This is a genomic window from Caulobacter sp. FV1ye13L (genome assembly GCF_058681155.1).
On record NZ_CM178732.1, the window covers coordinates 2,720,527 to 2,745,575 of the forward strand.

The following is a 25,049-nucleotide window of genomic DNA, read 5'->3' on the forward strand; positions in this document are numbered from 1 at the left end:
TAGCGACCACGGGCCGGCGCTGCTAGCGTTCTCACATGACATCGATTGTCGAAACGTGACCGTCGCCTAGATTATGCCCGCCCGCAGCAGGTCGTGGACATGCAGGATGCCGACCGGGCGATTGTCTTCGACCACAAAGAGGACCGTGATCCGGCGCTCGTTCATGATCTTCAGGGCTTCGGCGGCGAGGGAGCTAGGGCCGATGGTCAGTGGGGCGTGGGTCATCACCTCGCTGGAGATGTGGCTCATCAGCCCGTCCATGTGACGACGCAGGTCGCCGTCCGTGATCAGACCGATCAACTGGCCAGAGGCGTCGATCACGCCGGCCGCGCCGAAACGTTTTTCGCTCATCACCAACAGGGCGGCCGGCATGGGGGCGTCGGCGGCGACCAGCGGCAGTTCCTGGTCGCCGTGCATCAGGTCGCCGACCGTACGCAACATCGAGCCCAGCTTGCCGCCGGGATGGAAGACCCGGAAGTCGCTGGCCGTGAACCCCCGGCGCTCCAGCAGGGCCACGGCCAGGGCGTCGCCCAGCGCGATCTGCAGGGTGGTCGAGGTGGTTGGCGCGCTGACCTCGGCGGTCGCCTCAGGCGCGTCGGGCAGCAGGAGAAGGACGTCGGCCGCCAGGCCCAGCTGGCTGTCGGCGACGGCGGTCATCGCGATCAACGGGATCGAGAAGCGCTTGGCGTAGACCAGCGTGTCGGACAGTTCACGCCCCGCGCCCGATTTTGAAAGGGCCAGCACCACGTCGTCGGGGCCAATCATGCCCAGGTCGCCATGGCTGGCTTCAGCGGGGTGGACGAACATGGCCGAGGTGCCCGTCGAGGCCAGGGTCGCGGCGATCTTGCGCGCCACGTGACCTGACTTGCCCATGCCGGTGCAGACGACGCGGCCCTTGGCGTGGAATACGGTTTCCACGGCCCTGGCGAAGGTCTCGCCCAGATCATCGGACAGGGCGCGCAGCGCTTCGGCCTCGCCCAAAATGACCCGCTGGCCGACCGATACGGCGTCGAAGGCGCTCACTGCACGGTTCCGCCGGCGGCCTTGACGGCCCGGACGGCTTCTTCGGCGCGGCGACGGGCGCCTTCTTTCTCGCGTTCGATCTTGGCCCGCATTTCAGGCGTCTGCTGGATCGGCGTCGAGCCGAACGGATCGGGCGAGCGCGCGCCGTAGCCTTGCGGCCAGACCAGGGCGAGGGCGATCATCGCCATGGCGATCAAGGCCATCAGGGGCATGAAAATGCGATCAGACATGCGCCTGCCTATAGCATGTGTCGCGCGGACCGGGAGGGGGCGCTTGACGGAACGCGCCTCTGGGCCTAGCCCGCCGGTGACATCTCGCAAGGAGGCCCGATGCCAACCCTCGTCCTGCTCCGCCACGGCCAGAGCCAGTGGAATCTCGAGAACCGCTTCACCGGCTGGGTGGACGTCGACCTGACCGCCGAGGGCGAAGCCCAGGCGCGCAAGGGCGGCGAGCTGATCAAGGCCGCGGGCATCGATCTCGACGAAGCCTATACCTCGGTCCAGACCCGCGCCATTCGCACCTGCAACCTGGCGCTGGACGCGGCCAGCCAAAGCTTCGTGCCGGTCACCAAGGACTGGCGCCTGAACGAGCGCCACTATGGCGGCCTGACGGGTCTCAACAAGGCTGAGACCGCCGAGAAGCACGGCGAGGCGCAGGTCACGATCTGGCGCCGGTCTTACGACATCCCGCCGCCGGAACTGGCGCCGGGCGGCGAATACGACTTCAGCAAGGACCGTCGCTACGCGGGCAAGGACCTGCCGGCCACTGAAAGCCTGGCCACCACACTGGTCCGTGTGCTGCCTTACTGGGAAGCCGAGATCGCGCCGAAGCTGGCGGCGGGCGAGACGATCCTGGTGGCCGCCCACGGCAATTCACTGCGTGCGATCGTCAAGCACCTGTTCCAGGTGCCGGACGCTGACATCGTTCATGTCGAAATTCCCACCGGCAATCCGCTGGTGATCGAACTGGACGGCGCCCTCAAGCCGGTTTCGGTCCGCTACCTCGACGAGAGCCGCGCTCAAGAGCTGCCCGCAATCGTCTGACAGAACTGGAAACGCTTGGAAACTCAGCGTTAATGCCCGGGCGGGCATGGTCGCGGTCCATACAGTCGGGTTAGATCGCAAGCACCATGACCGCCCCAGTGGCGACAGGCCAAGAGTACCGGCGCCTGACGCAATACGACGTAGACGTTATCTGCGCCAAGCACGACCGCCTGTGGGCGGCTCGGCTGGGCGGCGCGCGCGCGGTGTTCGCCTTCTGTGACCTGTCGGGCCTGTCGGTCACGGGCCGCAACCTCTGCGACGCCGACTTCACGGGCGCGTTGCTGGTCGGTTGCGATCTCCGCAAGGCCAAACTCGACAACGCCAACATGTATGGCGCCGACATGCAGGGCGCCGATCTGACCGACGCTTCGATGCGTCGCGTTGATCTGCGTGGCTCCAGCCTGCGCGGCGCCAACCTGACCGGGGCTGATCTGTTCGAGGCTGACCTTCGTGAAGGCTCGATCGCCTCGGCCGACCGCAAGGAAGGCTACAAGATGATCGACCCGGTGCATCGCGAAGCCTACGCTACCGGCGCCATACTGGCCGGGGCGAACCTCGAGCGCTCGCGTCTGTCGGGCATCGTGGCGACCAAGGCCGACTTCAGCGACGCGATTTTGAAAGACGCAAAGCTGGTCCGCGCCAACCTCAAACAGGCCAACTTCAACGGCGCCAACCTGGCTGGAGCCGATCTGTCCGGCGCCAACCTTGCGGGCGCTGACATGCGCAACACCGTGCTGGTGGGCGCCAAGACCCAGCAGTGGAACGTCAACGACACCAACATGGACGGCGCCCTGACCGACAAGCCGTCGGGGACCAGCGTCTCCGATATGCCCTACGAGCAGATGATCGCCGACCACGCCCGCTGGTGCGAGACTGGCGGCGCCGAGGGCAAGCCTTCGGCCTTCGACAAGGCCGATCTGCGCAATCTGAAATCGGTCCGCGGCTTCAATCTGACGGCCCTCTCGGCCAAGGGCGCAGTGTTCTACGGCCTCGACATGGAGGGCGTGCAGCTTCAGGGCGCGCAGTTGGAAGGCGCGGACCTGCGGGCCTGCAATCTTCGTCACGCAGATCTGCGCGGCGCGCGGCTTCGCGGCGCCAAGCTTTCAGGTTCGGATCTTCGCGACGCCCAGCTTGGCCCGCTGCTGATCGGGCGCGACCGGTTGCTTCCGTCGGACCTGACCGGCGTGCTGCTGACCAATGCCGACCTGGCCCGGGCCGACCTGCGACAGGCCTGTCTCAGCGGCGCGGACCTGTCGCGCGCCAATTTCACCAACGCCCTCCTCAAGGAGGTTGACCTCACCGGAGCCATTCGCCTGGGGGCGAGGGGCCTGGAAGGCGTCATCTGATCTGCCGCGACATTTCCGCGCAGTCTTAACCGTTCGCTCGTCGATCGTCGGTATTGTCGCCGTGAGCGATCAGAGACTTTTCCGGGGAGATAGCAGGGCATGAACGCCGCGGAGAGCATGGCCGGCAGACGACGCCTCAGTCAGGCCGAGCTCGACATGATCGTGACGGCTCACGAGAAATTCGTGACGGGCAAGCAGGGCGGCAAGCGGGCTTCCCTGAAATTCGTGAATCTGTCCGGCCTGGACATGTCGTTCCGCAATCTCGCCGACGCCGATTTTACCGGTTCGGTCCTCGACGGCTGCCGCATGGTCCGCACCAAGCTGGACCGCGCCAACCTCTTTGGCTGCGATCTGCGCAAGGCTGATCTTCGCCAGGCGGTTCTGGTTCGCGCCGATCTGCGCGGCGTCTGTCTGCGCGGCGCCAACCTGGCCCAGGCCGACCTGACCCAGGCCGACTTCCGCGAAGGCCAGATTTCCATTCCCCATCCCCGCAAGGGCCTCGACTCGCTGCGCCACGAGACCCGCTTGGGCGAGGTCGATGAAGTCAACTTCTCCGGCGCCACCCTGGACGGTTCGCAGTTCGAGGGCGTCTCGGCCTTCAAGGCCGATTTCAGCGACTGCTCGCTGCGCGGCGCAAAATTGTCTGGCGCCAACCTCAAGGAAGCCAATCTTTCAGGCGCCATTCTGGATGGCGCCGACATCAAGGGCGCCAACCTCGAGGGCGCGAACCTGCAAGGCTCGGTCATGGCCGGGGTCGACACCTCGACCGCCCGCACCTTGGGCGCCAACATGACCGGCGCCCTGGTCACCGTAACGGTCCAGGCCCAGGCCAAGGCCCAGGAACTCTATCAACGCGCCCTCGACAACCAGCGCTGGTGTCAGACGGGTGGCAAGGAAGGCCAGTGCGCGCGGCTTGACGGCGAAGACCTGCGTCCGCTGGGGGATCGTCTCAAGGGTCTGCGCCTGACCGCGATGAGCGCCAGGGGAGCCTGCATGGTCGGCCTGGATCTGTCGGGCGCCCAGCTGCAGGGCGCCAACCTGCAGAACGCCGACCTTCGCTCGGCCAACCTGCGCGGCGCCGACCTGCGCGGCGCCAAGCTTACCGGGGCCAATCTGACCAAGGCCGACCTGCGGCAGGCGTTTCTGACCCCGCTGCCGCTAGGCCCCGAGCGCCGCACGCTGACCAACCTGGCCTCGGCTCGGCTGCGGTACGTGATGGCCCAGACGGCCGATCTGTCCGAAGCGGTCTTTGACGGCGCCGATCTGCGCGGCGCTGACCTCACAGGCGCCCGCGCCGTCAAGGCCAGCTTCCGCGACTGCGACCTGAGCCAGGTGCAGGGACTGGACCTCTCGGCCCCGGATTAGGCCTCGACACGAAAAAGGCGGCGCATCGCTGCGCCGCCCAAGTCGAGGGGAGGGATCTCAGAAAATGATGTTCAGGGCTGCCGGTCAGGCTGCCTTTTCGCTTTTGACCGTCTTGCCTTCGATCAGCGGCGCGGCGTCCGACTTGATCTCGATGGTGCGGGGCTTGAGGGCCTCAGGCAGTTCGCGCTTCAGGGCGATCGACAGCAGACCGTCGGCCAAGGCCGCGTCATGCACGATCACATAGTCGGCCAGCTGGAAACGGCGCTCGAAATTGCGCTCTGCCAGGCCGCGATGCAGGTAGCGTTTGACGTCGTCATTGGCGGTCTTTCGCCCGGTGACGGTGAGAAGGTTCTCCTTCACCTCGATCGACAGTTCGTCCGACTTGAAGCCGGCGACGGCGATCTCGATGCGATACGCGTTCTCGTCGGTGCGCTCGATATTGTAGGGGGGATAGCCCGAGGCCGCTTCGTTCGACGCGGCGGCGTCGAGCAGCGAGGCCAGTCGGTCGAAGCCGACGACCGAGCGATACAGGGGGGAAAGGTCGATGGTGCGCATGGTAACATCCTTCTCATCAAGCAAGGTTGCAGTGTCTGTTCGTCCCGTTGGCGACCCGAAATCGGCGTCACCTGTGGTCCGGAAGGCCCGGGAAACCAGCGCCTTCGGATAGACAGGTGGGGAGCCGGTTTTCGACTTCAAGAGGTTGAATGGAACCTTGGTCGGTAAAGGCTTGATCCGCGCCCGACCCCGGCTAAGGTCGCCGCTCCTGACGCGGAAGAGACCCGAACATGACCCACCGTCGCCATGTCCTGATGCTGGCCGCCACGCTTTGCCTGGCCGCCGCTCCCGCAGCCTTCGCCGCAGATGCGGCGCTCAAGGCCGCCGTTGCCGCCCCACACCGTTCCGCCGCTGATGTGGCGCGCGACGGCGCCCGCCACCCCTATGAGAGCCTGTCGTTCTGGGGCGTGAAGCCCAAGCAGACCGTGATCGAGGTCTCTCCAGGCAACGGCTATTGGACCGAGATCCTGGCCCCTTACGCCAAGGCCACGGGCGGAAGCTACATCGCGGGTGTCGCCGACCTGGCCAACCCCAAGCTCTCGGACGGCGCCCGCAAGGGTCGCGAGGCCTTCGAGGCGCGCTTTGCTGATGAAGCCCGCTACGGCAAGGTTGGCTACGCCAATTTTGGCGCCGTATCAGCCCCTCTGGGCTCGGCCGGCTCGGCCGACCTCGTCCTGACAGCGCGCAATGTCCACAACTGGACGGTGCAACCTGGCGTCGCCGACAAGGTGTTCGCCGACTTCTTCGCCGTGCTCAAGCCGGGCGGGATCCTTGCGGTCGAGGAGCACCGGGCCGATCCGAAGTCAGAGACCAGCGCTGGCGCCGATGGCTATCTGTCGACGGCCACCGTGGTCGCCCTGGCCGAGAAGGCGGGCTTCAAGCTGGACGCCAAGTCCGAGATCAACGCCAATCCCAAGGACACCAAGGACCACCCCTTCGGCGTCTGGACCCTGCCGCCGGTCAAGCGCACCGCGCCCGGCGGTCAGCCCGCCGACCCTACCTTCGACCGCGCCAAATACGACGCGATCGGCGAGAGCGACCGGATGACCCTGCGCTTCCGCAAGCCTTCGTGATCCGGCGCCTTTTGGCCAAGGTCGCGAAATAGTCTGGCGGCGTTCGTAAGGGGGGATGATGCTTCCGGATATTTCCTGGTCCAGGCGGGGCCTGATCGTCGGTGGGGTGGCGACAGGCCTTGTCGGCTGCGGACGCAAGACGGCTGACGATGCGCCCAAGGCTCCCGCCAAGGCCGCAAGCCAGACTATCGAGACTGCGGTCGGCGGCGACTGGCGCTCGTCGGCCGACCGCGCTCGCGACATGTGGCGCCACCCTGTCGAGAGCCTGAAGTTCTGGGAGCTGAAGCCGGGACAGACGGTCGTCGAATTCTGGCCGGGGGCAGGGTGGTACACCGAAATCCTGGCCCCGTTCCTGGCGTCGACCAAGGGCAAGCTCTACGCCCCGACCCTGCAGGCCGACGCCAGCGACCCTGCCGCCGCCGAGGTGGTCGAGGCCTATCGGCGCAAGCTATCGGAGAAGTCCAGGCTCTATGGCGACGTGGAGGTCACGGCGTTTGGCCCAACCAGCGGACCGGTCGCCCCGGCCGGCTCGGCCGATCTGGTGCTGTTCCTCCGCAATATCCACAACTGGATGGCGGCGGGTATCGCCGAGAAGGCGTTCAGGGATGCCCTGGCGGCGCTTAAGCCCGGCGGGATCCTCGGCGTCGAGGAGCATCGCGGCGAGGCCGGCCGCATCCAGGACGTGTTGGCGGCCGATGGCTATGTGCAGGAAGCCTATGTCGTTCAGATGGCCCAGGAGGCCGGTTTCATCCCGGCGGGCTCCAGCGAAATCAACGCCAATCCCAAGGACACCAAGGATCACCCCTTCGGCGTCTGGACACTGCCCCCGACCCGCCTTTCGGCCCCACGCGGCGAGCCGGCCGAGCCGGGCTTCGGCCACGCCAAGTACGATGCGATCGGCGAGAGTGACCGCATGACCCTCAAGTTTGTGAAGCCAAAATGAGCGCCTTGAAGGCGCGCCTCCTCGCGGCGGCCCTGCTGGCCGTGATCGCTACGCCCGCCCTGGCCGAGGACGCGAAGGTCGGCACAACGCTCAAGTTCGCGACGCAGTTGAACTCTGCGACCGAGTACGACCCGCGCGAGCTGACGGCCACGGTGGCCGAGGGCAATATGGTGATCGGCTAGGCTGCGGGCCCGATGGGCATGCTGCTGCCCAAGATGACCGGGATCTCCTTGGTCAAGGCCGCAGGCGGGGTCGCCATCCTGGCCGATGGCCGCACCTTGCCGCTGCCCCAGATCAAGGAAACGCCCTGTTTCCGTCCGGAAGCTTTCAAGGGCGCCGTAAGGGTAAAGTTGACAAAAACCCCGACTATGGTCGGGTTCTACGACCGGAAGAAATAAACCAGACCGGGTCTGAACGGTGTTTACTTGCCGTCGTCGCTCGGTCTAGCTTCCGCCCACTCAACACGCGAACACACAGGGAGATCGCGCTCATGGCCACGCTGCAAGAAATCACCGACCGTATCAAAGGCGCCGTGGGCGACGACAGCGGACTGGGCAAGAGCCTCAAGTTCGACCTGAAGGACGCCGGCGTCGTTCACATCGACGGTGGTTCGGTCACCAACGAAGACAAGCCCGCCGACCTGACCATGACCCTGAGCATGGACGACCTGCTGGCCATCGGCGCCGGCTCGCTGGACCCCACCATGGCGGTGATGACCGGCAAGCTGAAGCTGTCGGACATGGGCGTGGCCATGGCGCTGCAGTCGAGCATGGCGGCTCTGTTCTCGAAGATGCGCTGATCCCATGACGGAACAGGCGCCCTTGGTATCGATTCCCGAGGCGCTGGTTCCGGATCATGGAACGGCTGAATGGTTTGTCGGCGCGGAAGGGGCGACCCTCCGCGCCGCTTGCTTTTCACCGCCAGGCCAATCCTCGACTGAAGGGCCGCGCGGCTCGGTGATTGTCAGCCCGGGCCGAACCGAACCGATCGAGAAATACTACGAGGTCGTGCAGGACCTGCTGGACCGCGGCTTCGCGGTGCTGGTCCACGACTGGCGAGGGCAGGGGCTGTCAGCCCGCGCCTTGCCTGACCGGCTCAAGGGCCACGCCCAGGGCTTCAAGACGTTTCTGAGCGACTATACGGCGCTGCTCGACACCTTCGAAGACCGCCTGCCCAAGCCGTGGATCGCCGTGGGACACTCGATGGGGGGCTGCCTGACGACCCTGGCCCTGGCCCGGGGCGAGGCCCGCTTTTCGGCCTGTGTGCTGTCGGCCCCGATGCTGGGTCTCGATACCGGCCGCCGGCCGCCCCGCGCCTCGCGGGCTCTGGCCTGGATCATGGCCCGCGCCGGGTTCGCCGGCGACTACACCCCCGGGGAAATCAGCGACCCGTTCGCCGACACCTTCGCCACCGACGCGCTGACCCATGACGAGGCGCGATACGCGCGCTATCGGTCCCAACTCCTGGCCAACCGCGACATCGCCCTGGGTGGCGCGACCTGGGGCTGGGTGGACTTCGCCTTTTCCGCCTGCGCCTGGCTGCGCCGCTCGCCGAGCGTCGAGGCGATCTCGATCCCTGTGACCATCGTCGGAGCGGGTGAAGACACCCGCGTGCTGAACGCCGACCTCAGATCGATCGCTCGGCGCATTCCACAGGGGCGCTATCTGGAGGTGGAGGGCGCCTTCCACGAGATTCTGATCGAGGTCGACGCGCTCCGGGCGCAGTTCTGGGCGGCGTTCGACGAGACGGTGGATGCCGTCGCGCCTACTTCGCCGACCGCCTGAGCGACACCAGCGCCTCGTCCAGCGGCCGCCGGTCGCCCGAGATCACCATCTGGCCGCCATGCTGCCCGATCGGTTCGCCACGCCAGTCGGTGACCATGCCGCCGGCGCCTTCGATCACGGGGATGGCGGCTTCGATGTCCCAGGATTTCAGGCCGGCCTCGATGACCATGTCCATCTTGCCCATGGCGACCATGGCGTAGGCATAGGCGTCGCAGCCCAGGCGGGCCAGCTTGGCGGCGGCGCGCACCTGCAGCCAGGCCGCGCGTTCAGCGCCGTCGAAACAGGCGTCGGGATCGGTGGTGGAGATGACGGCGTCGGTCAGGTCCGCGCACGCGCGGACCTTGATCGGCGTGCTCTGGCCGCGCGAGATCAGGCGTGAGCCGCCGGCGTGGCCGATGAAAATCTCGTCCATATAGGGTTGGCCGATGGAGCCCAGCACGGGGCGGCCCTGGTGGCGCAAGCCGATCAGGGTAGTCCACATCGGCAGGCCGGCGATGAAGGCGCGCGTGCCGTCGATGGGGTCGAGCACCCAGACGAACTCGGCGTCGGGCCGGTCCTCGCCATATTCCTCACCAATCACGCCATGCTCGGGAAAACGCTCCGAGATCAGGGCGCGGATGGCGGCTTCGGCCCCGCGATCGGCCTCCGTAACCGGATCGAAGGCGGCGTGGCTTTCACGCGGCAGGTTCTTGCCGGCGCCCTTGTCCTCGAGCCCATGATCCGCCCGAAACAGCGGCAGGATCACCCCGGCGGAAGCCCGGTTGAGATCGATGATGAAGGCGTCGAGCGCCTTGAACTGGCTAGCGGAAAGCGTCATGGGCGGGGTTTAACGCCCCCGCCGCACGTACGCTACAGGAACTACGCGTCGGCGTGTTCGCCGCCGTTCAGCGACTTGGCCAGATCCAGAAGACGACGACGCGGACGCTCGCCCAGCAGGTAGTAGGCGCGGATCAGATCCAGCGTCTCCTTGCGTGCGAACATCTCGCCGCCCTCGGCTTCGCCGGCGGCTTCGCGACGAACCTGGTCGGAGAGGCCGTCATAGAAATAGCCAACCGGCACTTCCAGCGCCTCGGACAGCTGCCAGAGGCGAGCGGCCGAGATGCGGTTGGCGCCACACTCGTACTTTTGGATCTGTTGGAATCGCACACCCACCGTGCCGGCCAGTTGCTGCTGGGTCAGACCCAGAAGGCGTCGGCGTCGGCGCAGTCGCTTACCAAGATGAACGTCGATGTCGTTACCCATGGAAAGCCAAGCCCCCCTGCTATCAATCGAGCGTCCCGAAACGGAACGGTCCGCTCTGGCAGCCGCAAGTCGCGTGCCGGGCGAAGTGACGTTGCGCGCAGCGTGCAAGCCAGCCTACTAAGAACGCATGTCGGATAAGCGTCGGCCTTGGGCCCAGGATCTGCTCTGGCGCGCTGAGGCGCTGGGCTTTGACCTCTTCATCGCCCTGTTTCGCCTTATGGGCGTTGACGCGGCGTCGAATTTCGGCGGCTGGATCGGCCGCACCTTTGGCCCGCTCAGCGGAGCGCACAAGGTCGCCGAGCGCAATCTGAAGCTGGCGTTCCCGGAAAAGAACGAGGCCTGGCGCGCGCAGACCCTGGTCGCGCAATGGGACGGGCTGGGCCGGTCGTTCGCCGAATTCCCGCTGATGGACAGGATCCTGCCGTCCACCGGGCGGGTCGAGGTTGTCAACAAGGAGCGTCTGGCCGAGATCGCCGAGAAGAAGATCCCGGTCGTGTTCGTGTCAGGCCACCTGTCGAACTGGGAGGTGATGCCGGCCGCCATCGTCGATTCCGGCGTGACCTGCGAGATGACCTATCGCGCGGCCAACAATCCTTATGTGGACAAGCGCATCAAGGACAGCCGCTTTCGCTATGGCGTGCGCCTGTTCGCGCCCAAGGGCGGCGACGGCGCCCGGGAGTTGCTGGAAGGGATGAAGGAAGGTCGTTCGGTCGCCTTGATGAACGATCAGAAGTTCAACAATGGCGTGGCCGCCCCGTTCTTCGGTCACGACGCGCGCACCGCGCCGGGGCCGACCCGGCTGGCGATCCGCTTTGGCACGGTGCTGCAGCCGATGTCGGTTCAGCGGATCAAGGGCGCGCGGTTTCGGGCGGTGGTCCACGATCCCATCGTCGTGCCCTCGACGGGCGACCGCACGGCCGACATCGAGGCGGGCGTGCGTCTGATCAACAGCTTTATGGAAGAGCGTATCCGCGAGCGCCCGGCGGAATGGTTCTGGGTCCATCGGCGCTGGCCAAACGAGGTCTATGCCGCGCTGGCCGCCGGGGAAGCCGAAGTCCGCCAGGACTAGATTTCCAGCGCGTCCTGACGTTCGCCTTGCCGACGGAAGGGGCCCGCATAGTTGGGCTCTTCGCGGCGGCGGCGGCAGGGGCCGAAATAGTCGCCCGAGCGGATGAACGGCCTGGGCCGGTAGATCACGATGTTGATGCGGTCCAGGAGCGAGCGCGCCGTCACCGGCTTGACCACGATCTCGGTCACCCCGGCGTCGCGCGCCTCGAACACCCGGTGGCGCTCGGCAAAGCCCGTCAGCATGATAATCGGCAGGAACGGGTCGACGCTGTCTGGCGAGTTGCGGACCAGCTGGGTGAACTGCACGCCGTCCAGCGGCGACATCTTGAAATCGACGATGGCGATATCGACCAGGCCCTCACGCAGGGCCTGCAGGGCTTCCGCGCCGTCCGTGGCTTCGCGAATGTGCCTTACGCCCACGCCATGCAGGATAGCGCCGACAATCGCCCGCATGTGGTGGTTATCGTCCACCAGCAGAAAACGCAGATTGGCATACTCCGCCGACATGCGGTGGCCGTCTCCTTGTCAGACCGGGAACTCGAGGCGCGAGTAACCACATGGACCTGCTTCTGGATAGTGAGATCAGGGCTAATGGATGGTTTATTTTCGCGCTACGAGCGAGAGGCGTTGGCGCCGACCATCAGGGATGGATCGAGGTTGCGGCCCCGCCATTTCATACGCCAGCACAGGTGCGGGCCCGTGGCGCGCCCTTCCTTGCCGACAGCGCCGATCATCTGGCCCTGTTCGACGAAATCTCCAGCCATAACAACGACTTTGGACAGGTGGAGATAGGCGGTGATCAGGCCCTGGCCATGATCGATCAGGATCAGGCCGCCTTCGAAATGCAGTCCGGTCTCGGCGAAAACGACCTGTCCGCCGGCTGGCGCGCGCACGGCCGTTCCCACCGGCGCCGCCAGGTCAACCCCAAAATGGGGACGCCGGGGCTCGCCATTGAGTATACGTTGGCCTCCGAAACGCGCCGAGCGTCTCGCGCCCTCTACAGGCAGGATGAAGCCGGACCTGAAGGCGTCGAGGTCCGCGACGCTGTTGAAGCCCACGGCCTTGCGCTCGCCTTCGGCGGCGATGCGGGCCAGCAGGATGGGGTCGACGGGGGCGACCTGATCGGCGGGCAGGCCGTCGATGCTCTGGATGTTGAAGGCGCCCGGGGCGATGACCGCCTCGTGGCTGGCCGAGCCGTCGGCGGTGGTGACGGTGATGGTCACGACCGGCGGGGCGTCGCGGTCAAAGCCGACCACGAACCAGCCCGCTGCCGAGGCCAGGCCGACGATCTCGCCATCAATATCGAGGGTAGCAAGGGGCGCGGTGCGGCCGATGGCATAACCACCCTGCACGAACTTGCCCGATAGAGTCAGTCCGGGCGCCGAGGCCCAGGCCGTATGAGCCACTCCGCTGACGGCGAGGCCGGCCAGAAGCGCGCGACGGTTCAGGCGATCTTCTCTTGCCAGCGCTTCAGCGCCTCGGCGGGACTGGCATAGGCTTCCTGCAGCTCGGGGCTCCAGTAGCGCAGGGCGTCCAGCGGGACCTTGGCGCCGGTGACGGCGCACAGCACGAAACGGCCTGGCGTCATGACGGCGAATTCGCCGTCGCCATAGTGCAGCACGGCCAGGCCGTCGGATTTTCCAAGGTCGCGATCATAAGCGTTCATGAGAGTGTTCTACGCGAGAGAGTGGCCTCAGAACAGATCGCCCTGATCAGGTTTTGGTGTAGTCGGCTTTGGACGCGCCGGTTTCAGGGCGGGTGGCGGCGCAGCATGCACTACGCCGTCGCCGTCGATCACCGCGTCGCGGTCGCCGGTCTTGAACTTCAGATTGACCCGCTCGCCGGCCAAAAGGTCGCTGGCCGAGCGCGCCAGGGCGCCGTCGGCCTTGCGCACCAGGGCGAAACCCAGCTCCAGCGGCCGTTCGGGATTAAGCGACTGGCGCAGCTTTTCCAGATTGGTCAGCCGGTCGGCGTCGCGCTGCAGGCGGCGCTTGCCGGCGTCGTTGAGGCGGCTCCACAGGGCGGGCAGGCGGGCGTTCTGGGCGATGCGCTCGGGCGCGCGATGGGCGGCCAGATCCATGCGGCGCGACAGGTCGCTCAGGCGGTCGGCCTTGACCTGACGCTGACGGCCAAGGGCCTGCGGCGACAAACGAGCAGTGATCCGCAGCAGGGCCTGCGCATGGACAGCGGTGTTGCGGCCCAGGGCCGCGTCGAGGCGGCCTGCGGCGATATCGAAGCGCTGCTGCGCCAGGGCCAGCAGGTCGGCGGGGCGGGGCAGGCCGCGCGCGGCCCCGACCAGGCGGGTGCGACGATCCTCGATCAGTCGCGCGCCGCTGCGGTTGAGGCGGCGGTCATAGTCGGAGACCAGGGCGCGAAGCTCGCCCAGCACCGGCGTGGCGATCTCGGCAGCGGCTGTGGGTGTGGGCGCGCGACGGTCGGAGACGAAGTCGATCAGGGTGGTGTCGGTCTCGTGGCCGACCGCCGAGATCAGGGGAATGTCGCTGGCCGCCACGGTGCGAGCCAGGGTCTCGTCGTTGAAGGCCCAGAGGTCTTCGACCGAGCCGCCGCCGCGGGCAACGATGATGATGTCGGGGCGGGGGACCCGTCCGCCCGGCGTGATGGCGTTGAAGCCGCGAATGGCCCCGGCCACCTGGGCGGCGGCCTGATCGCCCTGCACCACCACCGGCCAGACCAGCACGTGGCACGGCCAGCGGTCGCGGATACGATGCAGGATGTCGCGGATCACCGCGCCGGTCGGGCTGGTGATCACGCCGACCACGGCGGGCATCGAGGGCAGGGGGCGTTTGCGGCTTGCCTCGCACAGGCCCTCGCCGTGCAGCTTGGCCTTCAGGCGCTCCAACTGGGCCAGCAGCGCGCCGACCCCGGCGGCCTCCATGCTCTCGATGACGATCTGGTAGCGGGATCCGGCCGGATAGGTGGTGATCTTGCCGGTGACGATGACTTCCAGGCCGTGCTCGGGCCGCACGCCGAGACCGCGCACCGAGCCTTTCCAGACGACGCCGTCGATCGCGGACTTGTCGTCCTTGATGGTCAGATAGACGTGGCCGTTGCCGTGATGGGTGACCTTCGACAGCTCGCCGCGCAGCCGCACGTGGGCATAGCTGGTTTCCAGCGTGCGCTTCAGCGCAAAGGCCAGTTCCGAAACGGAATAGGCGGGCGCATTGGAATCAGGAGCGGCGACGTCGGTCATGCGCACAGCATAAGGCCCTCCCCGACGAACGGGGAGGGCCGCATGAGAGACTTGTTCTTATGGGTTAGATGTAGCGGCGCAGCGAGCGGGCCAGCTCGGTGGGGCCGGCCTTCTTCTTGGATTGTTGCGGCTGGTAGGCCACCCGGGCGTGTTCGCCGCAGTAGGGGCCTTCCGACGAGCGACGGCCGCAGAAGGTGAAGCCGTCCGACGACGGGTCGCCGATTGGCCACTTGCACATGTGGGCGCCCAGGGTCAGCACGGTGGCCGAGCCGGGCTGCTCGTCGCGATAGACGGGCAGGGTCGGTGGGGCGACGCCGGACGACACGATGGCTTGCGTCGGCGTGTGCTCGGGCGTGACCACCCGGCGCGGCGCAGACGGCATGGTCTGCGCGGCGGGCCGGGCTGGACGCGGGGCCTTGAAGGCCGGACGCGCCGGTTGCGAGGGGGCCGCACGGCCCGACAGGCCGAGGCGGTGGACCTTGCCGATGACGGCGTTGCGCGTAACGCCGCCCAGTTGCTTGGCGATCTGACTGGCCGAAAGCCCGTCCAGCCAGAGTTTCTTCAAGGTCGTGACCCGATCGTCGGTCCAGCTCATGCCCGTCTCCCGCCATTGATAGGGTCCGAGGCTTCCCCAAGCCTTGGGCCCTATATCTGGTGTTTTGACCACCCCGCCGGCGGTCGTCCTACCATATATCGTAAAGAAAACGTTAAACCACACAATGGGCGCCAAGTGGTCTGTCCACAGAAACTAGATATTGATTCGGAAAGGGTGCGACTTGCGCCCTGAGGGCTCAAAGCGCACATGCGTAAGGGAATTTTGGGACTCGGGTTCATGAGAGACATGGCAGACAGCGTCGTTCCGCCGCAGCCGCGCGATTATCACGGCTGGAACTGGAGCGGGTTCTTCACCCTGTACCAGCGCGAGATCCGCCGCTTCTGGAAGGTGGGCACCCAGACCGTGGCCGCTCCGGTGGTCACCACCTTGCTCTACATGCTGGTCTTTGTGGTCGCCGTCGGCCCCGCGCGCCAGGCGGTGGACGGGGTGAGCTTTGGCCATTTCGTGGCTCCCGGCCTGATCATGATGGCCATCCTCAACAACGCCTTCGCCAATTCGTCCTCGTCGCTGATCCAGGCCAAGATGATGGGTCTGACGCCGGACTTCCTGACCCCGCCGCTGTCGCCGCTGGAGCAGGTCTCGGCCTTCGCCCTGGGCGCGGCGACGCGTGGCGTGGTGGTCGGGGCGGTGACGGCCATTGTCATCGGCCTGCTGCCGGGCGCGGGCCTGGGCGTGGCCCACATCTGGCCGATCTTCTATTTCGGGATCGGCGCCTCGCTGATCCTGGGACTGGCCGGAATCCTGGCGGGCCTGTGGGCCGAGAAGTTCGACCAGCTGTCGGCCGTGACCAACTTCCTGATCATGCCGATGACCTTTCTGTCGGGAACCTTCTATCTGGTCGACAAGCTGCCCGAGCCGTTCCGGACGGCCAGCCACTACAACCCGTTCTTCTATCTGATCGACGGCTTCCGCTACGGCTTCATCGGCCACGCGGACGGCTCGATCCTGATCGGCGTGGTGACCACGGCGGTGCTGACGGTGGCGCTGTTCCTGTGGTGCTGGCATCTGTTCCGCACCGGGTATCGCCTCAAGACCTGATGGCGTGATCCCAGGGCTGCCAGCGCGCAATTTCACAGCACTTTCATTGACAGAGCGCCGTTCCACGGCGACAACCTGCGGCCTTCCGGTCCCCGTGCGAATAGCGCGGGGGCTTGTTTCCTTTTTGGGAGGCGGTCTTGACCAGCCCTACGTCTTCGAAGTCTTCGCAGCAGCACATCATGGGCGTCTACAACCGCGCCCCGTTGGCGTTTGAGCGAGGCCAAGGCGCGCGCCTGTTCTCGACCGACGGCGATGTGTATCTGGACTGCGTGGCGGGCATCGCCACCGACGGTCTGGGCCACGCCCACCCCGTTCTGGTCGAGGCGCTGAAGACCCAGGCCGACAAGCTCTGGCACGTCTCCAACATCTACCGCATCCCCGAGCAGGAAGAGCTGGCTGACAAGCTGTGCGCTCACAGCTTCGCCGACGTGGTGTTCTTCACCAACTCGGGCACCGAGGCGATCGAGTGCGCGCTGAAGACGGCCCGCAAGTACCACACCGCCAATGGCCAGCCCGAGCGCACCGAGATCTTTGGCTTCGACGGCTCGTTCCACGGCCGCTCCTATGCGGCGGTCAACGCCTCGGGCAATCCCAGCTATGTCGAGGGCTTTGGCCCGCGCCTGCCGGGCTACGGCCAGCTGAAATTCGGCGACCATGACGCCCTGAAGGCCGCCATCGCCCTGCCGACCACGGCGGCGATCATCGTCGAGCCCGTACAGGGCGAGGGCGGCGCACGTTCGATCCCCGAGCACTGCCTGGTCAGCCTGCGTTCGCTGTGCGACGAGCACGGCGTCCTGCTGATCTATGACGAAGTGCAGTGCGGCATGGGCCGGACCGGCAAGCTGTTCGCCTACGAATGGGCCCCCGGCGGCGAGCCGCACATCATGGCCGTGGCCAAGGCCCTGGGCGGCGGCTTCCCGGTCGGCGCGTGCCTCGCCACCACCGAGGCGGCCAAGGGCATGACCGTGGGCGTCCACGGCTCGACCTTCGGCGGCAACCCTCTGGCCATGGCCGTGGGCAAGGCGGCCTTCGACACGATCAACACGCCCGAGATCCTCGACAACGTGAAGACCGTGGCCGGCTATTTCGTTCAACAGCTGAACGGCCTGAAGGATCGCTTCCCGGACGTCATCGTCGACATCCGCGGCAAGGGCTTCCTGATCGGCATCAAGCTGATCCCGAACAACCGCGAGTTCATGGTCCTGGCCCGCGACGAGAAGCTTCTGGTGGCCGGGGGCGGCGACAACTGCGTGCGCCTGCTGCCGCCGCTGAACCTGACCATCGAGGAAGCCAGCGAGGCGATCGCCAAGCTGGAAAAGGCCTGCGAAGCCGCGCGCGTCAAACTGGCGGCCGCCTGATCTTCACACTGTAAATCACCCGCTCCGGCGACAGCCGGGGCGGGCTCTGGGATTTGGCCGATATGACCACCCCCCGGCACTTCATCGATCTATGGAAGCTGGACGGCGCCACGCTGCGCCTGATGCTGGAGGACGCCAAGGCCCGCAAGGCCGCCCGCAAGGGCTGGGGCCAGGGCAAGGTCGATGCCGACGCGCCCGCCGATGGTCGCGTTCTGGCGATGATCTTCCAGAAGAACTCGACCCGCACCCGCTTCTCGTTCGACGCGGCGATCCGCCAGTTGGGCGGCTCGGGGATCATCTCGACCTCAAACGACATGCAGCTTGGGCGCGGCGAGACCATCGAGGACACCGCCCGCGTGCTGTCGCGGATGGTCGATGCGGTGATGATCCGCGCCAACAGCCACGCCGATGTCGAGCGCTTCGCCCAGGTCTCGACCGTGCCGGTGATCAATGGCCTGACCGACAAGAGCCACCCGTGCCAGATCATGGCCGACCTGCTGACCATCGAAGAGCATCGCGGCGACGTGGGCGGCAAGACCATCGCCTGGGTCGGCGACGGCAACAATGTCTGCTCCAGCTTCATCCACGCCGCGCCGCTGCTGGGCTTCAAGCTGAAGATCGCCTGTCCGGCGGTCTATCACCCCGATCTGGTCGATCTGGCGCGCGCCCAGGACCTGCAAGGCCAGGTGAGCCTGACCGACGATCCCAGGGAGGCCGTGCGCGGCGCCGACGTGGTCGTGGCCGACACCTGGGTCTCGATGGGCGACACCGACCACGACGAGCGCCTTGCCGCGCTGGAGCCCTATCAGGTCGACGAGGCGCTGATGGACCTGTCGGCCCCCGATGGTGTTTTCCTGCACTGCCTGCCGGCGCACCGGGGCGAGGAAGTCACCGACGCCGTGCTGGATGGCCCGCGCTCCCTGGCCTGGGACGAGGCCGAGAACCGCATCCACGCCCAGAAGTCAGTTCTGGCCTGGGCGTTCGGCGCTATCGGCTAAGGCGGGGAGGGGCGCCGGCCAGTGCCCGGTGGGGTTGAGCACTGGCCAGCTTTGCCGCCGCGTATGGGCAAAAGCGGCGACCTCTATGGGGTGCTCCGACTCTCGACTCCCGACAATGGGCCTGACCCCTTGGCGTACCCATATTGGATAGGGTCCGGTCCCGACAGGCGACCACGCATCTAGGGGCTCGCATTTTCGTTGGAAGCTCCTATCTAACCGCCCCATGACCGACACCACCGCCATGCCCGCCCTCGACGACATCGTGTCCGCCTTCCAGATCGAAGGCCTGCCCGTGCGCGGCCGCCTCGTGCGCCTGGGCGCCGCCGTCGACGAGGTGCTGACCCGTCATGACTATCCAGAGCCCGTCGCCAACCTGCTGGGCGAGGCCTGCGCCCTGGCCGCCCTGGTCGGTTCCAGCCTGAAGTTCGAGGGGCGGCTGATCGTCCAGGCCCAGGGCGATGGCCCCGTGCGCTATGTGGTGGTCGACTACGACACCAGCGGCGGCCTGCGCGGCTATTGCCGGTTCGACGCCGAGGAGGTGGCCAAGGCTTCGGAAGGGTTCGTGCGCCCGGGCGCCAAGACCCTGCTGGGCGGCGGCGTGTTCATCATGACCCTGGATCAGGGCCCCGACATGGACCGCTATCAGGGCGTCACGCCCATTGAGGGCGAGACCCTGGCCCTGTGCGCCGAGCAGTATTTCCAGCAGTCGGAACAGACCCCGACCCGCGTGCGTCTGGCCGTCGGTCAGGCCGATAGCGGCGAGGGTCTGAAGTGGCGCGCCGGTGGCATCCTGATCCAGTCCATCGCCGGCGACGAGACGCGCGGCGAGACGAAGGAAGCCTGGAACCACGCCCAGGCCTTCTTCGAAACCACCGGCGAGGATGAGCTGATCGACCCGACGATCGATTCGCCCACCCTGCTGTGGCGGCTGTTCAACGAGGACGGCGTGCGTCTGATCGAGGAGAAGCCGCTGCGCTCCTTCTGTCGCTGCACCGACGACCGTATCGCCGTGGTGATCCAGTCGTTCACCGAGGCGGAAAAGGCCGAGATGGTCGAGCCCGACGGCAAGATCCACGTGACGTGCGAATACTGCTCGCGGGTCTATGCGGTGGATCCGGAAACGGTGGGCTAGGGCCAGGCCCTCCCCCTTCAGGGGAGGACTTTCCTCTAGTTATACCGCCGCGCGGCGCCCGGCAGGTGCAGCGAGAACTCGGGGATCTCGGCGTCGAACACGTCGCCGCCCTCGGTCATCATCTGGTAGCTGCCGCGCATGGCGCCCGACGAGGTCGGCAGGGGGCAGCTGGAGACGTAGCGGAACGCCTCGCGGGCCTTCAGTTCCGGCTGCTCGCCGACCACGCCAGAACCCTCGACCTCGTTGCAGCGATTGAGCGCGTCGGTGATCGCCCAGCGGCGGGCGACCAGATGCACCGTCTCGGCGCCGTGGTTTTCGATCTCCACCGTGTAGGACCACAGATAGAGGCCTTCCTCGGGCGCGGACTCCTCGGGCAGGTAGACGGGCGCCACGCGCACGACGATGTCGCGCGTGCGGGCTTCGTAGATGCCGCCATCGGCGCCGCGACGTTTGCGGATCCGCTGCAGCGGCGGGGAGGTTTCACGCCTGGTCGAGCGCACGGGTCACATCTCGCGTCAGATCGGCAAGGCTTTCGAGACCCACCGACAGGCGCACGCCGCCTTCGGTGACGCCCAGGGACGGACGTTGGTCTTCGGGCACCGAGCGGTGGGTGGTGGTCGGCGGGTGGGTGGCCATCGACTTGGCGTCGCCCAGATTGTTGGAGATGTCGACAATCTCCAGCGCGTTCAAGAACTTGAACGCGGCTTCTCGGCTGCCCAGGTCCAGGGCCACCACGGTGCCGCCGCCCGTCATCTGCGACTTGGCGACGTTGTGGCCCGGGTGGTCGTGACGGAAGGGGTAGAGCACCTTCTGGGTCTTCTTGTGCTCGGCGATCACATTGGCCAGGGCGAAAGCCGTCTCGGTCTGGCGCCGCACGCGCAGGTCCAGCGTCTCCAGGCCCTTGACCAGCACCCAGGCGTTGAACGGCGACAGCGACGGGCCGGTATGGCGCAGGGCGTCGCGGTAAAATTCCTCGTTGATCGCCTCGCTGGTCAGGATCGCGCCGCCCAGCACGCGGCCCTGACCGTCGATGTGCTTGGTGGCCGAATAGACCACGATATCGGCGCCCAGCTTCAGCGGTTGCTGGAAGATCGGGGTGGCGAAGACGTTGTCGACAATGACCTTGGCCCCGACTGCGTGGGCGATCTCGGAGACGGCGCGGATGTCGGTGATCTCGAGCACCGGGTTCGATGGCGTCTCGATCAGCACGGCCTTGGTATTGGGCCGCATGGCCGCTTCCCAGGCCTTGGGATCGGTGGCGTCGACGAAGGTGGTTTCCACGCCGAAGCGCGGCAGCCACTCAGAGATCAGCCAGCGGCACGAGCCGAACAGGGCGCGACCGGCGACAACGTGGTCGCCGGCGCGAACCAGGCCCATCAGAGACATGTTGATCGAGGCCATGCCTGTCGCCTGGGCGCGGCAGACTTCGGCGCCTTCGAGCAGAGCCAGGCGGTCCTCGAACATCTTTACGGTCGGGTTGTTGAACCGCGAATAGACGAAGCCCGGGTCTTCGCCGGAGAAGCGGCGGTCGGCGCCCTCAGCGCTGTCATAGGTGAAGCCCTGGGTCAGGTAGAGCGCCTCGGCGGTCTCCATATACTGCGACCGGGCCAGCCCCCCGCGGATCAGCTTGGTCGCGATGTCCCAGTCCTTCGGGTCCTCGGCCACGGGGCGTTCCTTCTTCGGCGCGGAAAAGGCCGGCATAAGGGGTTCAGAGCCCCGCACGGTCAAGGCGGAGCGGCCTGATTTCAACATCAGAATTGCCTTAGGCGAGCCGATGCCGCTCCAGCCTTGCCTTCCAGGCGAGCTTTAGCGACTGTCGCGCCAATGACCGACGCCCACGCCGCAGGGATTCTGCCCTGCCAGACCATCGAAGACCTCATCGCCCAGGAGGCGATCACCTCTCAGACGCCGTTTGACGTTGATCAGGTGCAGCCCGCCAGCCTGGACCTGCGCCTGGGCGCGCGCGCCTGGCGGGTGCGCGCCTCGTTCCTGCCGGGCCTGGGGCGGCGCGTGTCCGAGCGTCTGAAAGACGTGGCGATGCACGAGCTGGACCTGACCAAGGGGGCGGTGCTGGAGAAGGGCTGCGTCTATATCGCCGAGCTGCAGGAGAGCCTGGCCCTGCCGGCCAATATCTCGGCGCGCGGCAATCCCAAGAGTTCGACCGGGCGGGTCGATGTGTTCGTGCGCCTGCTGACCAATCACAGCCGCGCCTTTGACGATGTCGACGCCGGCTATGAGGGGCCGCTCTATATGGAGATCGCGCCCCAGACCTTCTCGGTGCTGGTGCGGTCGGGCACGCGTCTCAACCAGCTGCGCCTCAAGCGCGGCGAGCCGGCCAAGCTGTCGATCCGCAGCGTTGGTGTCGACCTGTCGCCCGGCATGGGCGGTATTGTCGGCTTCCGCGGACGTCGCCACGCCGGCGTCGTCGACCTGGACCACGTGGACGGCCACGACCCGCGCGACTTCTGGGAGCCGCTGGAAACCCGCCACGGCGAGCTGCTGCTGGATCCGGGCGAGTTCTACATCCTGGCCTCCAAGGACGACATCGAGATCCCGGTGATGGAGGCGGCCGAGATGACGCCGATCGATCCGTCGGTGGGCGAGTTTCGCGTCCACTATGCGGGCTTCTTCGATCCGGGCTTCGGCACCGAGGAAGCCGGCGCTGTCGGCTCCAAGGGCGTGCTGGAAGTGCGCAGTCACGAAACCCCGTTCCTGCTGGAGGACGGCCAGACGGTGGCGCGGCTGGTCTATGAGCCCCTGACCTCGCGGCCCGTACGGCTGTACGGCGAGGGCGGGTCACACTACCAGCGCCAGGGGCTGAAACTGTCCAAGCACTTCAAGGCCTGGACCTAGCCGCGAGGAGCGGATTCGGCGCTCCGGTAAAGAGTGATTTTCAGGCAGTCGGTGTCGCATCGCCTGTCGCGCGGCACGGCGTCACACTAGATGTGGTGGGCCTTCTACTGTTGTCCGCAAGTGATAGCTTGAGGGGGCGGAGAGATCAGTCGCGTTTCGCGTTCTGGCCGATCGACCGCCGGAGCTTCAAGCGTGCCAAAATCTCGCCGTGACCCCTTCGCCATTCTCGCCATCCGTATCCGCGCCTGGGAGGGCTGCGCCCGCATCCCGGCCTGCGACAAGGCCATCTGGCGACAGGATGCCGCCGGTCGGGTCATCCGCTGGGCCGACTTTGGCGACCGCTTCTCGCGCTACGGCTGGGAAATGCGCACCTGCCAAAGCCGGGGTGTTCTGGCCCGAGCCCTGAAGCGCCACACGATCGAGGCCATTCACTGGCGTGGGGTTCTGGGCGACGAGACCCGCGACATCTTCGATCTGCCCAAGGCCGCCTGAAGAGCTGACGGACCTTACATTTAGTCGCCGCTCCCATACAAAAAGATAAGCACGCTTGACATGCTGTGGGCGCATGTGACAAATACCCTTGTCATTTCGATAGGGGTGCTTGTCATGAATGAGCGTATTGGCCGCCAAGCGGCGCGCCAGGGTCTGGCGCAGAAGCTTTTGCTGGGCGCAGGCATTGTCGGGGCCATTCTTGGCGCTGGAGGCGGGCTGCTGAGCGGCCTTGATGTAACCCTGCCGCAGCCGCTGGTCTTCGGTGGAAGTCTGGTGCTCGTCGTGGCGCTGTTCTGGGTGTCCGTCATCTACTGGCGCAACATCGACGAGGCCGCGCGCGAGGCTCACAAGTTCGCCTGGTTCTGGGGCGGGACCGGCGGGATGCTGGTGATCCTGCCCATCGCCACCTTGATCAGCACGGAGCGCCTCGTCGCCGTACTGGGCCCGCACGGCCCTGGCGAGTGGGTCGCTTTCGGCTTCGCATCCCTGCTGATCGCCCAGTTGCTCGGCTACGGCCTGGTCTGGACCGGTTGGTGGCTGCGTCAGCGCTGATCCGGAAACAGGAGACCCGACATGAGTACGTCAACGACCGTCGCCGGCCGCCGCTACATCGCCCGGTTCATTCCCGCCATGCTCGCCTATGTCGTCGTGCTGTCCGGCGCCCTGTGGGCCATCAGCAACCTTCATCCGACCGGCCCGCTGCTCTGGCTCCTGGCCATCGCCCCGGCGTTCCCGGTCATCGCGGTGATCGCCATCATGGGCCTCTATCTGATCGAGGAGACCGACGAGTTCATCCGCTCGGTCCTGGTCCAGTCGATGCTTTGGGGGGTCGGGATCACGCTGTCGGCCTGCACGGCCTGGGGCTTTCTGGAGAACGCCGACGTGGTGCCGCACATCCCGCTCTATCTGGTGTTTCCGCTGTTCTGCGGCAGCTTTGGCCTGGCCCAACCCTTCGTTCGCCGGAGGTACCAGTGAAGAACCGGCTCAAGGTGCTGCGCGCCGAGCGCGACTGGAGCCAGGCCGACCTCGCCGAACGCCTGGAGGTCTCGCGTCAGACCATCAACGCCCTGGAGACGGGCAAGTACGATCCCAGCCTTCCGCTGGCCTTCAAGATCGCCCGACTCTTCGCCCAACCCATCGAAGCCATCTTCCAGGACGAGGCCTAGGGCCGGTCCACAAGGAGAAATCCCATGACCCGAGTCATGATGTCTTCCAACAAGATCGCCGTCCGCGCCGTGAAGCTGATCGCGGGCGGCCTGGTCGGCGGCGTCGTCGGCTACTTCGTCGGCAGGCTGCTCAAGCTGGGCCCCGTGCCGGCCTATGATCTGGGCTGGTCCGATCACGGCGCTCTGATCATCGGCGCGCTGCTTTTGGCCATGGGGGTCTTCATCGGACTGGCCAGCCTCAGCGGCAAGCTCGCCGGATGGGTTCTGGATCCGAAGAGCGGACGCGCCGCGACGCCGTCCCAGATCACCTTTTACCGCCAGCAGGCGATCGTGCTGTTCCTGGCAGGACCGATGATGATCGCGCCGGTGCTGGCCCACCTGTTCTACGATCCCGTGCCTCAGGCGCTGGGCGTCGCTGTGCTTTGCGGGGTTGTCGCCCTGTTTCTGGTTCAGACCGTATATAATCTGCTGGTCTGGCGTCGCGGCGACGAACTGATCCGCCAGATCACGATCGAGGCGAGCGCGATCAGCTTCTGGGTCCTGCAGGCGGCGCTGTTCTGCTGGGCCGCCGCCGAGAAGCTGGGCCTGGCCCCGGCCATCTCGGCCTGGGACTCGGCCACGATCCTGATGGGGACCTACCTGCTGGTCGCCGCCATCGTGTCGGTCCGGCGCGGCTACAGCTGACACCGCCTGCAGGGCCAAACGCGCCCGCCTGAATTCCTACGCTTCTATCGGCTTTTCCT

Annotated in this window: 32 protein-coding genes; 20 read left to right on the top strand and 12 right to left on the bottom strand. The window is 66.5% G+C overall.

Going from position 1 to position 25,049, the window contains the following annotated elements:
* Positions 1-66: 66 nt before the first annotated feature.
* Together ACW176_RS13125 and ACW176_RS13130 are read right to left on the bottom strand one after the other, a co-directional pair.
* Positions 67-1,023, bottom strand: a complete 957-nt coding sequence (locus tag ACW176_RS13125; RefSeq protein ID WP_492109435.1) for a KpsF/GutQ family sugar-phosphate isomerase — start codon at positions 1,021-1,023, stop codon at positions 67-69.
* On the bottom strand, positions 1,020-1,253 hold the full coding sequence (locus ACW176_RS13130) for a hypothetical protein (RefSeq protein WP_419317448.1): 234 nt from the start codon (positions 1,251-1,253) through the stop codon (positions 1,020-1,022). The genes ACW176_RS13125 and ACW176_RS13130 overlap by 4 nt, the downstream gene beginning before the upstream one ends.
* 99 nt (positions 1,254-1,352) lie before the next feature.
* Here ACW176_RS13130 and gpmA point away from each other — a divergent pair, with 99 nt between their 5' ends.
* The 3 genes from gpmA to ACW176_RS13145 all read left to right on the top strand — a co-directional run bounded on the left by gpmA (position 1,353) and on the right by ACW176_RS13145 (position 4,777).
* Positions 1,353-2,066 (top strand): 2,3-diphosphoglycerate-dependent phosphoglycerate mutase, encoded by a 714-nt coding sequence (gene gpmA / locus ACW176_RS13135; RefSeq protein ID WP_492109436.1) that lies wholly within the window; start codon positions 1,353-1,355, stop codon positions 2,064-2,066.
* 86 nt (positions 2,067-2,152) lie between these two features.
* Positions 2,153-3,412 carry a pentapeptide repeat-containing protein gene (locus ACW176_RS13140; protein ID WP_492109437.1) on the top strand — a complete coding sequence of 420 codons (1,260 nt, stop codon included), beginning with the start codon at positions 2,153-2,155 and terminating at the stop codon, positions 3,410-3,412.
* A 99-nt stretch (positions 3,413-3,511) separates the two neighbouring features.
* Positions 3,512-4,777 (top strand): pentapeptide repeat-containing protein, encoded by a 1,266-nt coding sequence (locus ACW176_RS13145; RefSeq protein WP_492109438.1) that lies wholly within the window; start codon positions 3,512-3,514, stop codon positions 4,775-4,777.
* Between the two features lie 84 nt (positions 4,778-4,861).
* On the opposite strand, the gene ACW176_RS13150 is transcribed toward ACW176_RS13145, so the two are convergent.
* Positions 4,862-5,332 carry an Hsp20 family protein gene (locus tag ACW176_RS13150; RefSeq protein ID WP_492057600.1) on the bottom strand — a complete coding sequence of 157 codons (471 nt, stop codon included), beginning with the start codon at positions 5,330-5,332 and terminating at the stop codon, positions 4,862-4,864.
* Positions 5,333-5,562: 230 nt separating this feature from the next.
* Here ACW176_RS13150 and ACW176_RS13155 point away from each other — a divergent pair, with 230 nt between their 5' ends.
* The 6 genes from ACW176_RS13155 (at position 5,563) to ACW176_RS13180 (ending at position 9,132) form a co-directional block, all read left to right on the top strand.
* On the top strand, positions 5,563-6,405 hold the full coding sequence (locus ACW176_RS13155; protein WP_492109439.1) for a class I SAM-dependent methyltransferase: 843 nt from the start codon (positions 5,563-5,565) through the stop codon (positions 6,403-6,405).
* Between the two features lie 55 nt (positions 6,406-6,460).
* Entirely contained in the window at positions 6,461-7,348 is an 888-nt protein-coding gene (locus ACW176_RS13160) for a class I SAM-dependent methyltransferase (protein ID WP_419317442.1), read from the top strand.
* Positions 7,345-7,530 (top strand): hypothetical protein, encoded by a 186-nt coding sequence (locus ACW176_RS13165; protein ID WP_492109440.1) that lies wholly within the window; start codon positions 7,345-7,347, stop codon positions 7,528-7,530. Before ACW176_RS13160 ends, ACW176_RS13165 begins: the two co-directional genes overlap by 4 nt.
* A 12-nt stretch (positions 7,531-7,542) precedes the next feature.
* Positions 7,543-7,746: a hypothetical protein gene (locus ACW176_RS13170; protein WP_492109441.1), complete on the top strand. Its 204-nt coding sequence runs from the start codon at positions 7,543-7,545 to the stop codon at positions 7,744-7,746.
* A 92-nt stretch (positions 7,747-7,838) separates the two neighbouring features.
* Positions 7,839-8,147: an SCP2 sterol-binding domain-containing protein gene (locus ACW176_RS13175; RefSeq protein WP_062147236.1), complete on the top strand. Its 309-nt coding sequence runs from the start codon at positions 7,839-7,841 to the stop codon at positions 8,145-8,147.
* 4 nt (positions 8,148-8,151) lie between these two features.
* Positions 8,152-9,132: an alpha/beta fold hydrolase gene (locus ACW176_RS13180; RefSeq protein ID WP_492109442.1), complete on the top strand. Its 981-nt coding sequence runs from the start codon at positions 8,152-8,154 to the stop codon at positions 9,130-9,132.
* Here the strand turns inward: ACW176_RS13180 and hisN are convergent.
* Both hisN and ACW176_RS13190 read right to left on the bottom strand, forming a co-directional pair.
* Positions 9,113-9,949 (bottom strand): histidinol-phosphatase, encoded by an 837-nt coding sequence (gene hisN / locus ACW176_RS13185; RefSeq protein WP_492109443.1) that lies wholly within the window; start codon positions 9,947-9,949, stop codon positions 9,113-9,115. The two genes, ACW176_RS13180 and hisN, sit on opposite strands and share 20 nt — an antisense overlap.
* Before the next feature lie 41 nt (positions 9,950-9,990).
* A complete protein-coding gene (locus tag ACW176_RS13190; protein WP_419255001.1) occupies positions 9,991-10,374 on the bottom strand; it encodes a helix-turn-helix domain-containing protein in 384 nt (127 codons plus the stop codon).
* 127 nt (positions 10,375-10,501) lie between these two features.
* On the opposite strand from ACW176_RS13190, the gene ACW176_RS13195 reads away from it, so the two are divergent.
* A complete protein-coding gene (locus ACW176_RS13195; protein WP_492109444.1) occupies positions 10,502-11,443 on the top strand; it encodes a lysophospholipid acyltransferase family protein in 942 nt (313 codons plus the stop codon).
* On the opposite strand, the gene ACW176_RS13200 is transcribed toward ACW176_RS13195, so the two are convergent.
* The 5 genes from ACW176_RS13200 to gcrA all read right to left on the bottom strand — a co-directional run bounded on the left by ACW176_RS13200 (position 11,440) and on the right by gcrA (position 15,248).
* On the bottom strand, positions 11,440-11,949 hold the full coding sequence (locus tag ACW176_RS13200) for a response regulator (protein ID WP_419317433.1): 510 nt from the start codon (positions 11,947-11,949) through the stop codon (positions 11,440-11,442). The two genes, ACW176_RS13195 and ACW176_RS13200, sit on opposite strands and share 4 nt — an antisense overlap.
* Before the next feature lie 104 nt (positions 11,950-12,053).
* A complete protein-coding gene (locus ACW176_RS13205; protein ID WP_419317432.1) occupies positions 12,054-12,794 on the bottom strand; it encodes a M23 family metallopeptidase in 741 nt (246 codons plus the stop codon).
* 92 nt (positions 12,795-12,886) lie between these two features.
* The gene (locus tag ACW176_RS13210; protein WP_492057592.1) at positions 12,887-13,108 is read right to left on the bottom strand and encodes a DUF2093 domain-containing protein; all 222 of its coding nucleotides are present in this window, start codon (positions 13,106-13,108) and stop codon (positions 12,887-12,889) included.
* A gap of 27 nt (positions 13,109-13,135) precedes the next feature.
* Positions 13,136-14,653, bottom strand: a complete 1,518-nt coding sequence (xseA, locus tag ACW176_RS13215; protein WP_492109445.1) for an exodeoxyribonuclease VII large subunit — start codon at positions 14,651-14,653, stop codon at positions 13,136-13,138.
* A 64-nt stretch (positions 14,654-14,717) separates the two neighbouring features.
* The gene (gene gcrA, locus ACW176_RS13220; RefSeq protein ID WP_419317428.1) at positions 14,718-15,248 is read right to left on the bottom strand and encodes a cell cycle sigma 70 cofactor GcrA; all 531 of its coding nucleotides are present in this window, start codon (positions 15,246-15,248) and stop codon (positions 14,718-14,720) included.
* Between the two features lie 237 nt (positions 15,249-15,485).
* Here gcrA and ACW176_RS13225 point away from each other — a divergent pair, with 237 nt between their 5' ends.
* The 4 genes from ACW176_RS13225 to ACW176_RS13240 all read left to right on the top strand — a co-directional run bounded on the left by ACW176_RS13225 (position 15,486) and on the right by ACW176_RS13240 (position 19,795).
* Positions 15,486-16,307 carry an ABC transporter permease gene (locus ACW176_RS13225; RefSeq protein WP_419317427.1) on the top strand — a complete coding sequence of 274 codons (822 nt, stop codon included), beginning with the start codon at positions 15,486-15,488 and terminating at the stop codon, positions 16,305-16,307.
* Between the two features lie 137 nt (positions 16,308-16,444).
* Positions 16,445-17,665: an aspartate aminotransferase family protein gene (locus ACW176_RS13230; protein WP_492109446.1), complete on the top strand. Its 1,221-nt coding sequence runs from the start codon at positions 16,445-16,447 to the stop codon at positions 17,663-17,665.
* A gap of 62 nt (positions 17,666-17,727) precedes the next feature.
* The gene (gene argF / locus ACW176_RS13235; RefSeq protein WP_492109447.1) at positions 17,728-18,663 is read left to right on the top strand and encodes an ornithine carbamoyltransferase; all 936 of its coding nucleotides are present in this window, start codon (positions 17,728-17,730) and stop codon (positions 18,661-18,663) included.
* 223 nt (positions 18,664-18,886) lie between these two features.
* Entirely contained in the window at positions 18,887-19,795 is a 909-nt protein-coding gene (locus ACW176_RS13240) for an Hsp33 family molecular chaperone (RefSeq protein ID WP_492057589.1), read from the top strand.
* 35 nt (positions 19,796-19,830) lie between these two features.
* Here ACW176_RS13240 and apaG read toward each other — a convergent pair whose 3' ends face one another.
* Together apaG and metZ are read right to left on the bottom strand one after the other, a co-directional pair.
* Positions 19,831-20,295, bottom strand: coding sequence for a Co2+/Mg2+ efflux protein ApaG (gene apaG, locus ACW176_RS13245; RefSeq protein ID WP_419317420.1), 465 nt, complete (start codon positions 20,293-20,295; stop codon positions 19,831-19,833).
* Positions 20,276-21,460 (bottom strand): O-succinylhomoserine sulfhydrylase, encoded by a 1,185-nt coding sequence (gene metZ, locus ACW176_RS13250; RefSeq protein WP_419317419.1) that lies wholly within the window; start codon positions 21,458-21,460, stop codon positions 20,276-20,278. Before metZ ends, apaG begins: the two co-directional genes overlap by 20 nt.
* 159 nt (positions 21,461-21,619) lie before the next feature.
* Here metZ and ACW176_RS13255 point away from each other — a divergent pair, with 159 nt between their 5' ends.
* The 6 genes from ACW176_RS13255 to ACW176_RS13280 all read left to right on the top strand — a co-directional run bounded on the left by ACW176_RS13255 (position 21,620) and on the right by ACW176_RS13280 (position 24,990).
* The gene (locus ACW176_RS13255) at positions 21,620-22,648 is read left to right on the top strand and encodes a 2'-deoxycytidine 5'-triphosphate deaminase (protein WP_492109448.1); all 1,029 of its coding nucleotides are present in this window, start codon (positions 21,620-21,622) and stop codon (positions 22,646-22,648) included.
* A 192-nt stretch (positions 22,649-22,840) separates the two neighbouring features.
* Positions 22,841-23,140, top strand: a complete 300-nt coding sequence (locus tag ACW176_RS13260; RefSeq protein ID WP_419317417.1) for a hypothetical protein — start codon at positions 22,841-22,843, stop codon at positions 23,138-23,140.
* A 114-nt stretch (positions 23,141-23,254) separates the two neighbouring features.
* Complete coding sequence (locus tag ACW176_RS13265) at positions 23,255-23,692, top strand: hypothetical protein (protein WP_492109449.1); 438 nt, start codon at positions 23,255-23,257, stop codon at positions 23,690-23,692.
* Positions 23,693-23,713: 21 nt separating this feature from the next.
* Positions 23,714-24,115 carry a hypothetical protein gene (locus ACW176_RS13270; RefSeq protein ID WP_492109450.1) on the top strand — a complete coding sequence of 134 codons (402 nt, stop codon included), beginning with the start codon at positions 23,714-23,716 and terminating at the stop codon, positions 24,113-24,115.
* Positions 24,112-24,306, top strand: a complete 195-nt coding sequence (locus ACW176_RS13275; RefSeq protein ID WP_492057584.1) for a helix-turn-helix transcriptional regulator — start codon at positions 24,112-24,114, stop codon at positions 24,304-24,306. The genes ACW176_RS13270 and ACW176_RS13275 overlap by 4 nt, the downstream gene beginning before the upstream one ends.
* Positions 24,307-24,330: 24 nt before the next feature.
* Positions 24,331-24,990 carry a hypothetical protein gene (locus tag ACW176_RS13280; RefSeq protein ID WP_492109451.1) on the top strand — a complete coding sequence of 220 codons (660 nt, stop codon included), beginning with the start codon at positions 24,331-24,333 and terminating at the stop codon, positions 24,988-24,990.
* The last annotated feature ends 59 nt before the right edge of the window (positions 24,991-25,049 follow it).

Bases quoted from the DNA above. Each gene is read 5' to 3' on its own strand.
- ACW176_RS13280 (WP_492109451.1), top strand. From the start codon at position 24,331: ATGACCCGAGTCATGATGTCTTCCAACAAGATCGCCGTCCGCGCCGTG.
- ACW176_RS13170 (WP_492109441.1), top strand. From the start codon at position 7,543: ATGGGCATGCTGCTGCCCAAGATGACCGGGATCTCCTTGGTCAAGGCC.
- gpmA (WP_492109436.1), top strand. From the start codon at position 1,353: ATGCCAACCCTCGTCCTGCTCCGCCACGGCCAGAGCCAGTGGAATCTC.
- ACW176_RS13225 (WP_419317427.1), top strand. From the start codon at position 15,486: ATGAGAGACATGGCAGACAGCGTCGTTCCGCCGCAGCCGCGCGATTAT.
- hisN (WP_492109443.1), bottom strand. From the start codon at position 9,949: ATGACGCTTTCCGCTAGCCAGTTCAAGGCGCTCGACGCCTTCATCATC.
- ACW176_RS13165 (WP_492109440.1), top strand. From the start codon at position 7,345: ATGAGCGCCTTGAAGGCGCGCCTCCTCGCGGCGGCCCTGCTGGCCGTG.
- ACW176_RS13265 (WP_492109449.1), top strand. From the start codon at position 23,255: ATGAATGAGCGTATTGGCCGCCAAGCGGCGCGCCAGGGTCTGGCGCAG.
- ACW176_RS13240 (WP_492057589.1), top strand. From the start codon at position 18,887: ATGACCGACACCACCGCCATGCCCGCCCTCGACGACATCGTGTCCGCC.
- ACW176_RS13175 (WP_062147236.1), top strand. From the start codon at position 7,839: ATGGCCACGCTGCAAGAAATCACCGACCGTATCAAAGGCGCCGTGGGC.
- ACW176_RS13195 (WP_492109444.1), top strand. From the start codon at position 10,502: ATGTCGGATAAGCGTCGGCCTTGGGCCCAGGATCTGCTCTGGCGCGCT.
- ACW176_RS13150 (WP_492057600.1), bottom strand. From the start codon at position 5,332: ATGCGCACCATCGACCTTTCCCCCCTGTATCGCTCGGTCGTCGGCTTC.
- ACW176_RS13255 (WP_492109448.1), top strand. From the start codon at position 21,620: ATGACCGACGCCCACGCCGCAGGGATTCTGCCCTGCCAGACCATCGAA.
- ACW176_RS13180 (WP_492109442.1), top strand. From the start codon at position 8,152: ATGACGGAACAGGCGCCCTTGGTATCGATTCCCGAGGCGCTGGTTCCG.
- gcrA (WP_419317428.1), bottom strand. From the start codon at position 15,248: ATGAGCTGGACCGACGATCGGGTCACGACCTTGAAGAAACTCTGGCTG.
- xseA (WP_492109445.1), bottom strand. From the start codon at position 14,653: ATGACCGACGTCGCCGCTCCTGATTCCAATGCGCCCGCCTATTCCGTT.
- ACW176_RS13190 (WP_419255001.1), bottom strand. From the start codon at position 10,374: ATGGGTAACGACATCGACGTTCATCTTGGTAAGCGACTGCGCCGACGC.
- ACW176_RS13140 (WP_492109437.1), top strand. From the start codon at position 2,153: ATGACCGCCCCAGTGGCGACAGGCCAAGAGTACCGGCGCCTGACGCAA.
- ACW176_RS13200 (WP_419317433.1), bottom strand. From the start codon at position 11,949: ATGTCGGCGGAGTATGCCAATCTGCGTTTTCTGCTGGTGGACGATAAC.
- ACW176_RS13270 (WP_492109450.1), top strand. From the start codon at position 23,714: ATGAGTACGTCAACGACCGTCGCCGGCCGCCGCTACATCGCCCGGTTC.
- ACW176_RS13145 (WP_492109438.1), top strand. From the start codon at position 3,512: ATGAACGCCGCGGAGAGCATGGCCGGCAGACGACGCCTCAGTCAGGCC.
- ACW176_RS13210 (WP_492057592.1), bottom strand. From the start codon at position 13,108: ATGAACGCTTATGATCGCGACCTTGGAAAATCCGACGGCCTGGCCGTG.
- argF (WP_492109447.1), top strand. From the start codon at position 17,728: ATGACCACCCCCCGGCACTTCATCGATCTATGGAAGCTGGACGGCGCC.
- ACW176_RS13155 (WP_492109439.1), top strand. From the start codon at position 5,563: ATGACCCACCGTCGCCATGTCCTGATGCTGGCCGCCACGCTTTGCCTG.
- ACW176_RS13160 (WP_419317442.1), top strand. From the start codon at position 6,461: ATGATGCTTCCGGATATTTCCTGGTCCAGGCGGGGCCTGATCGTCGGT.
- ACW176_RS13130 (WP_419317448.1), bottom strand. From the start codon at position 1,253: ATGTCTGATCGCATTTTCATGCCCCTGATGGCCTTGATCGCCATGGCG.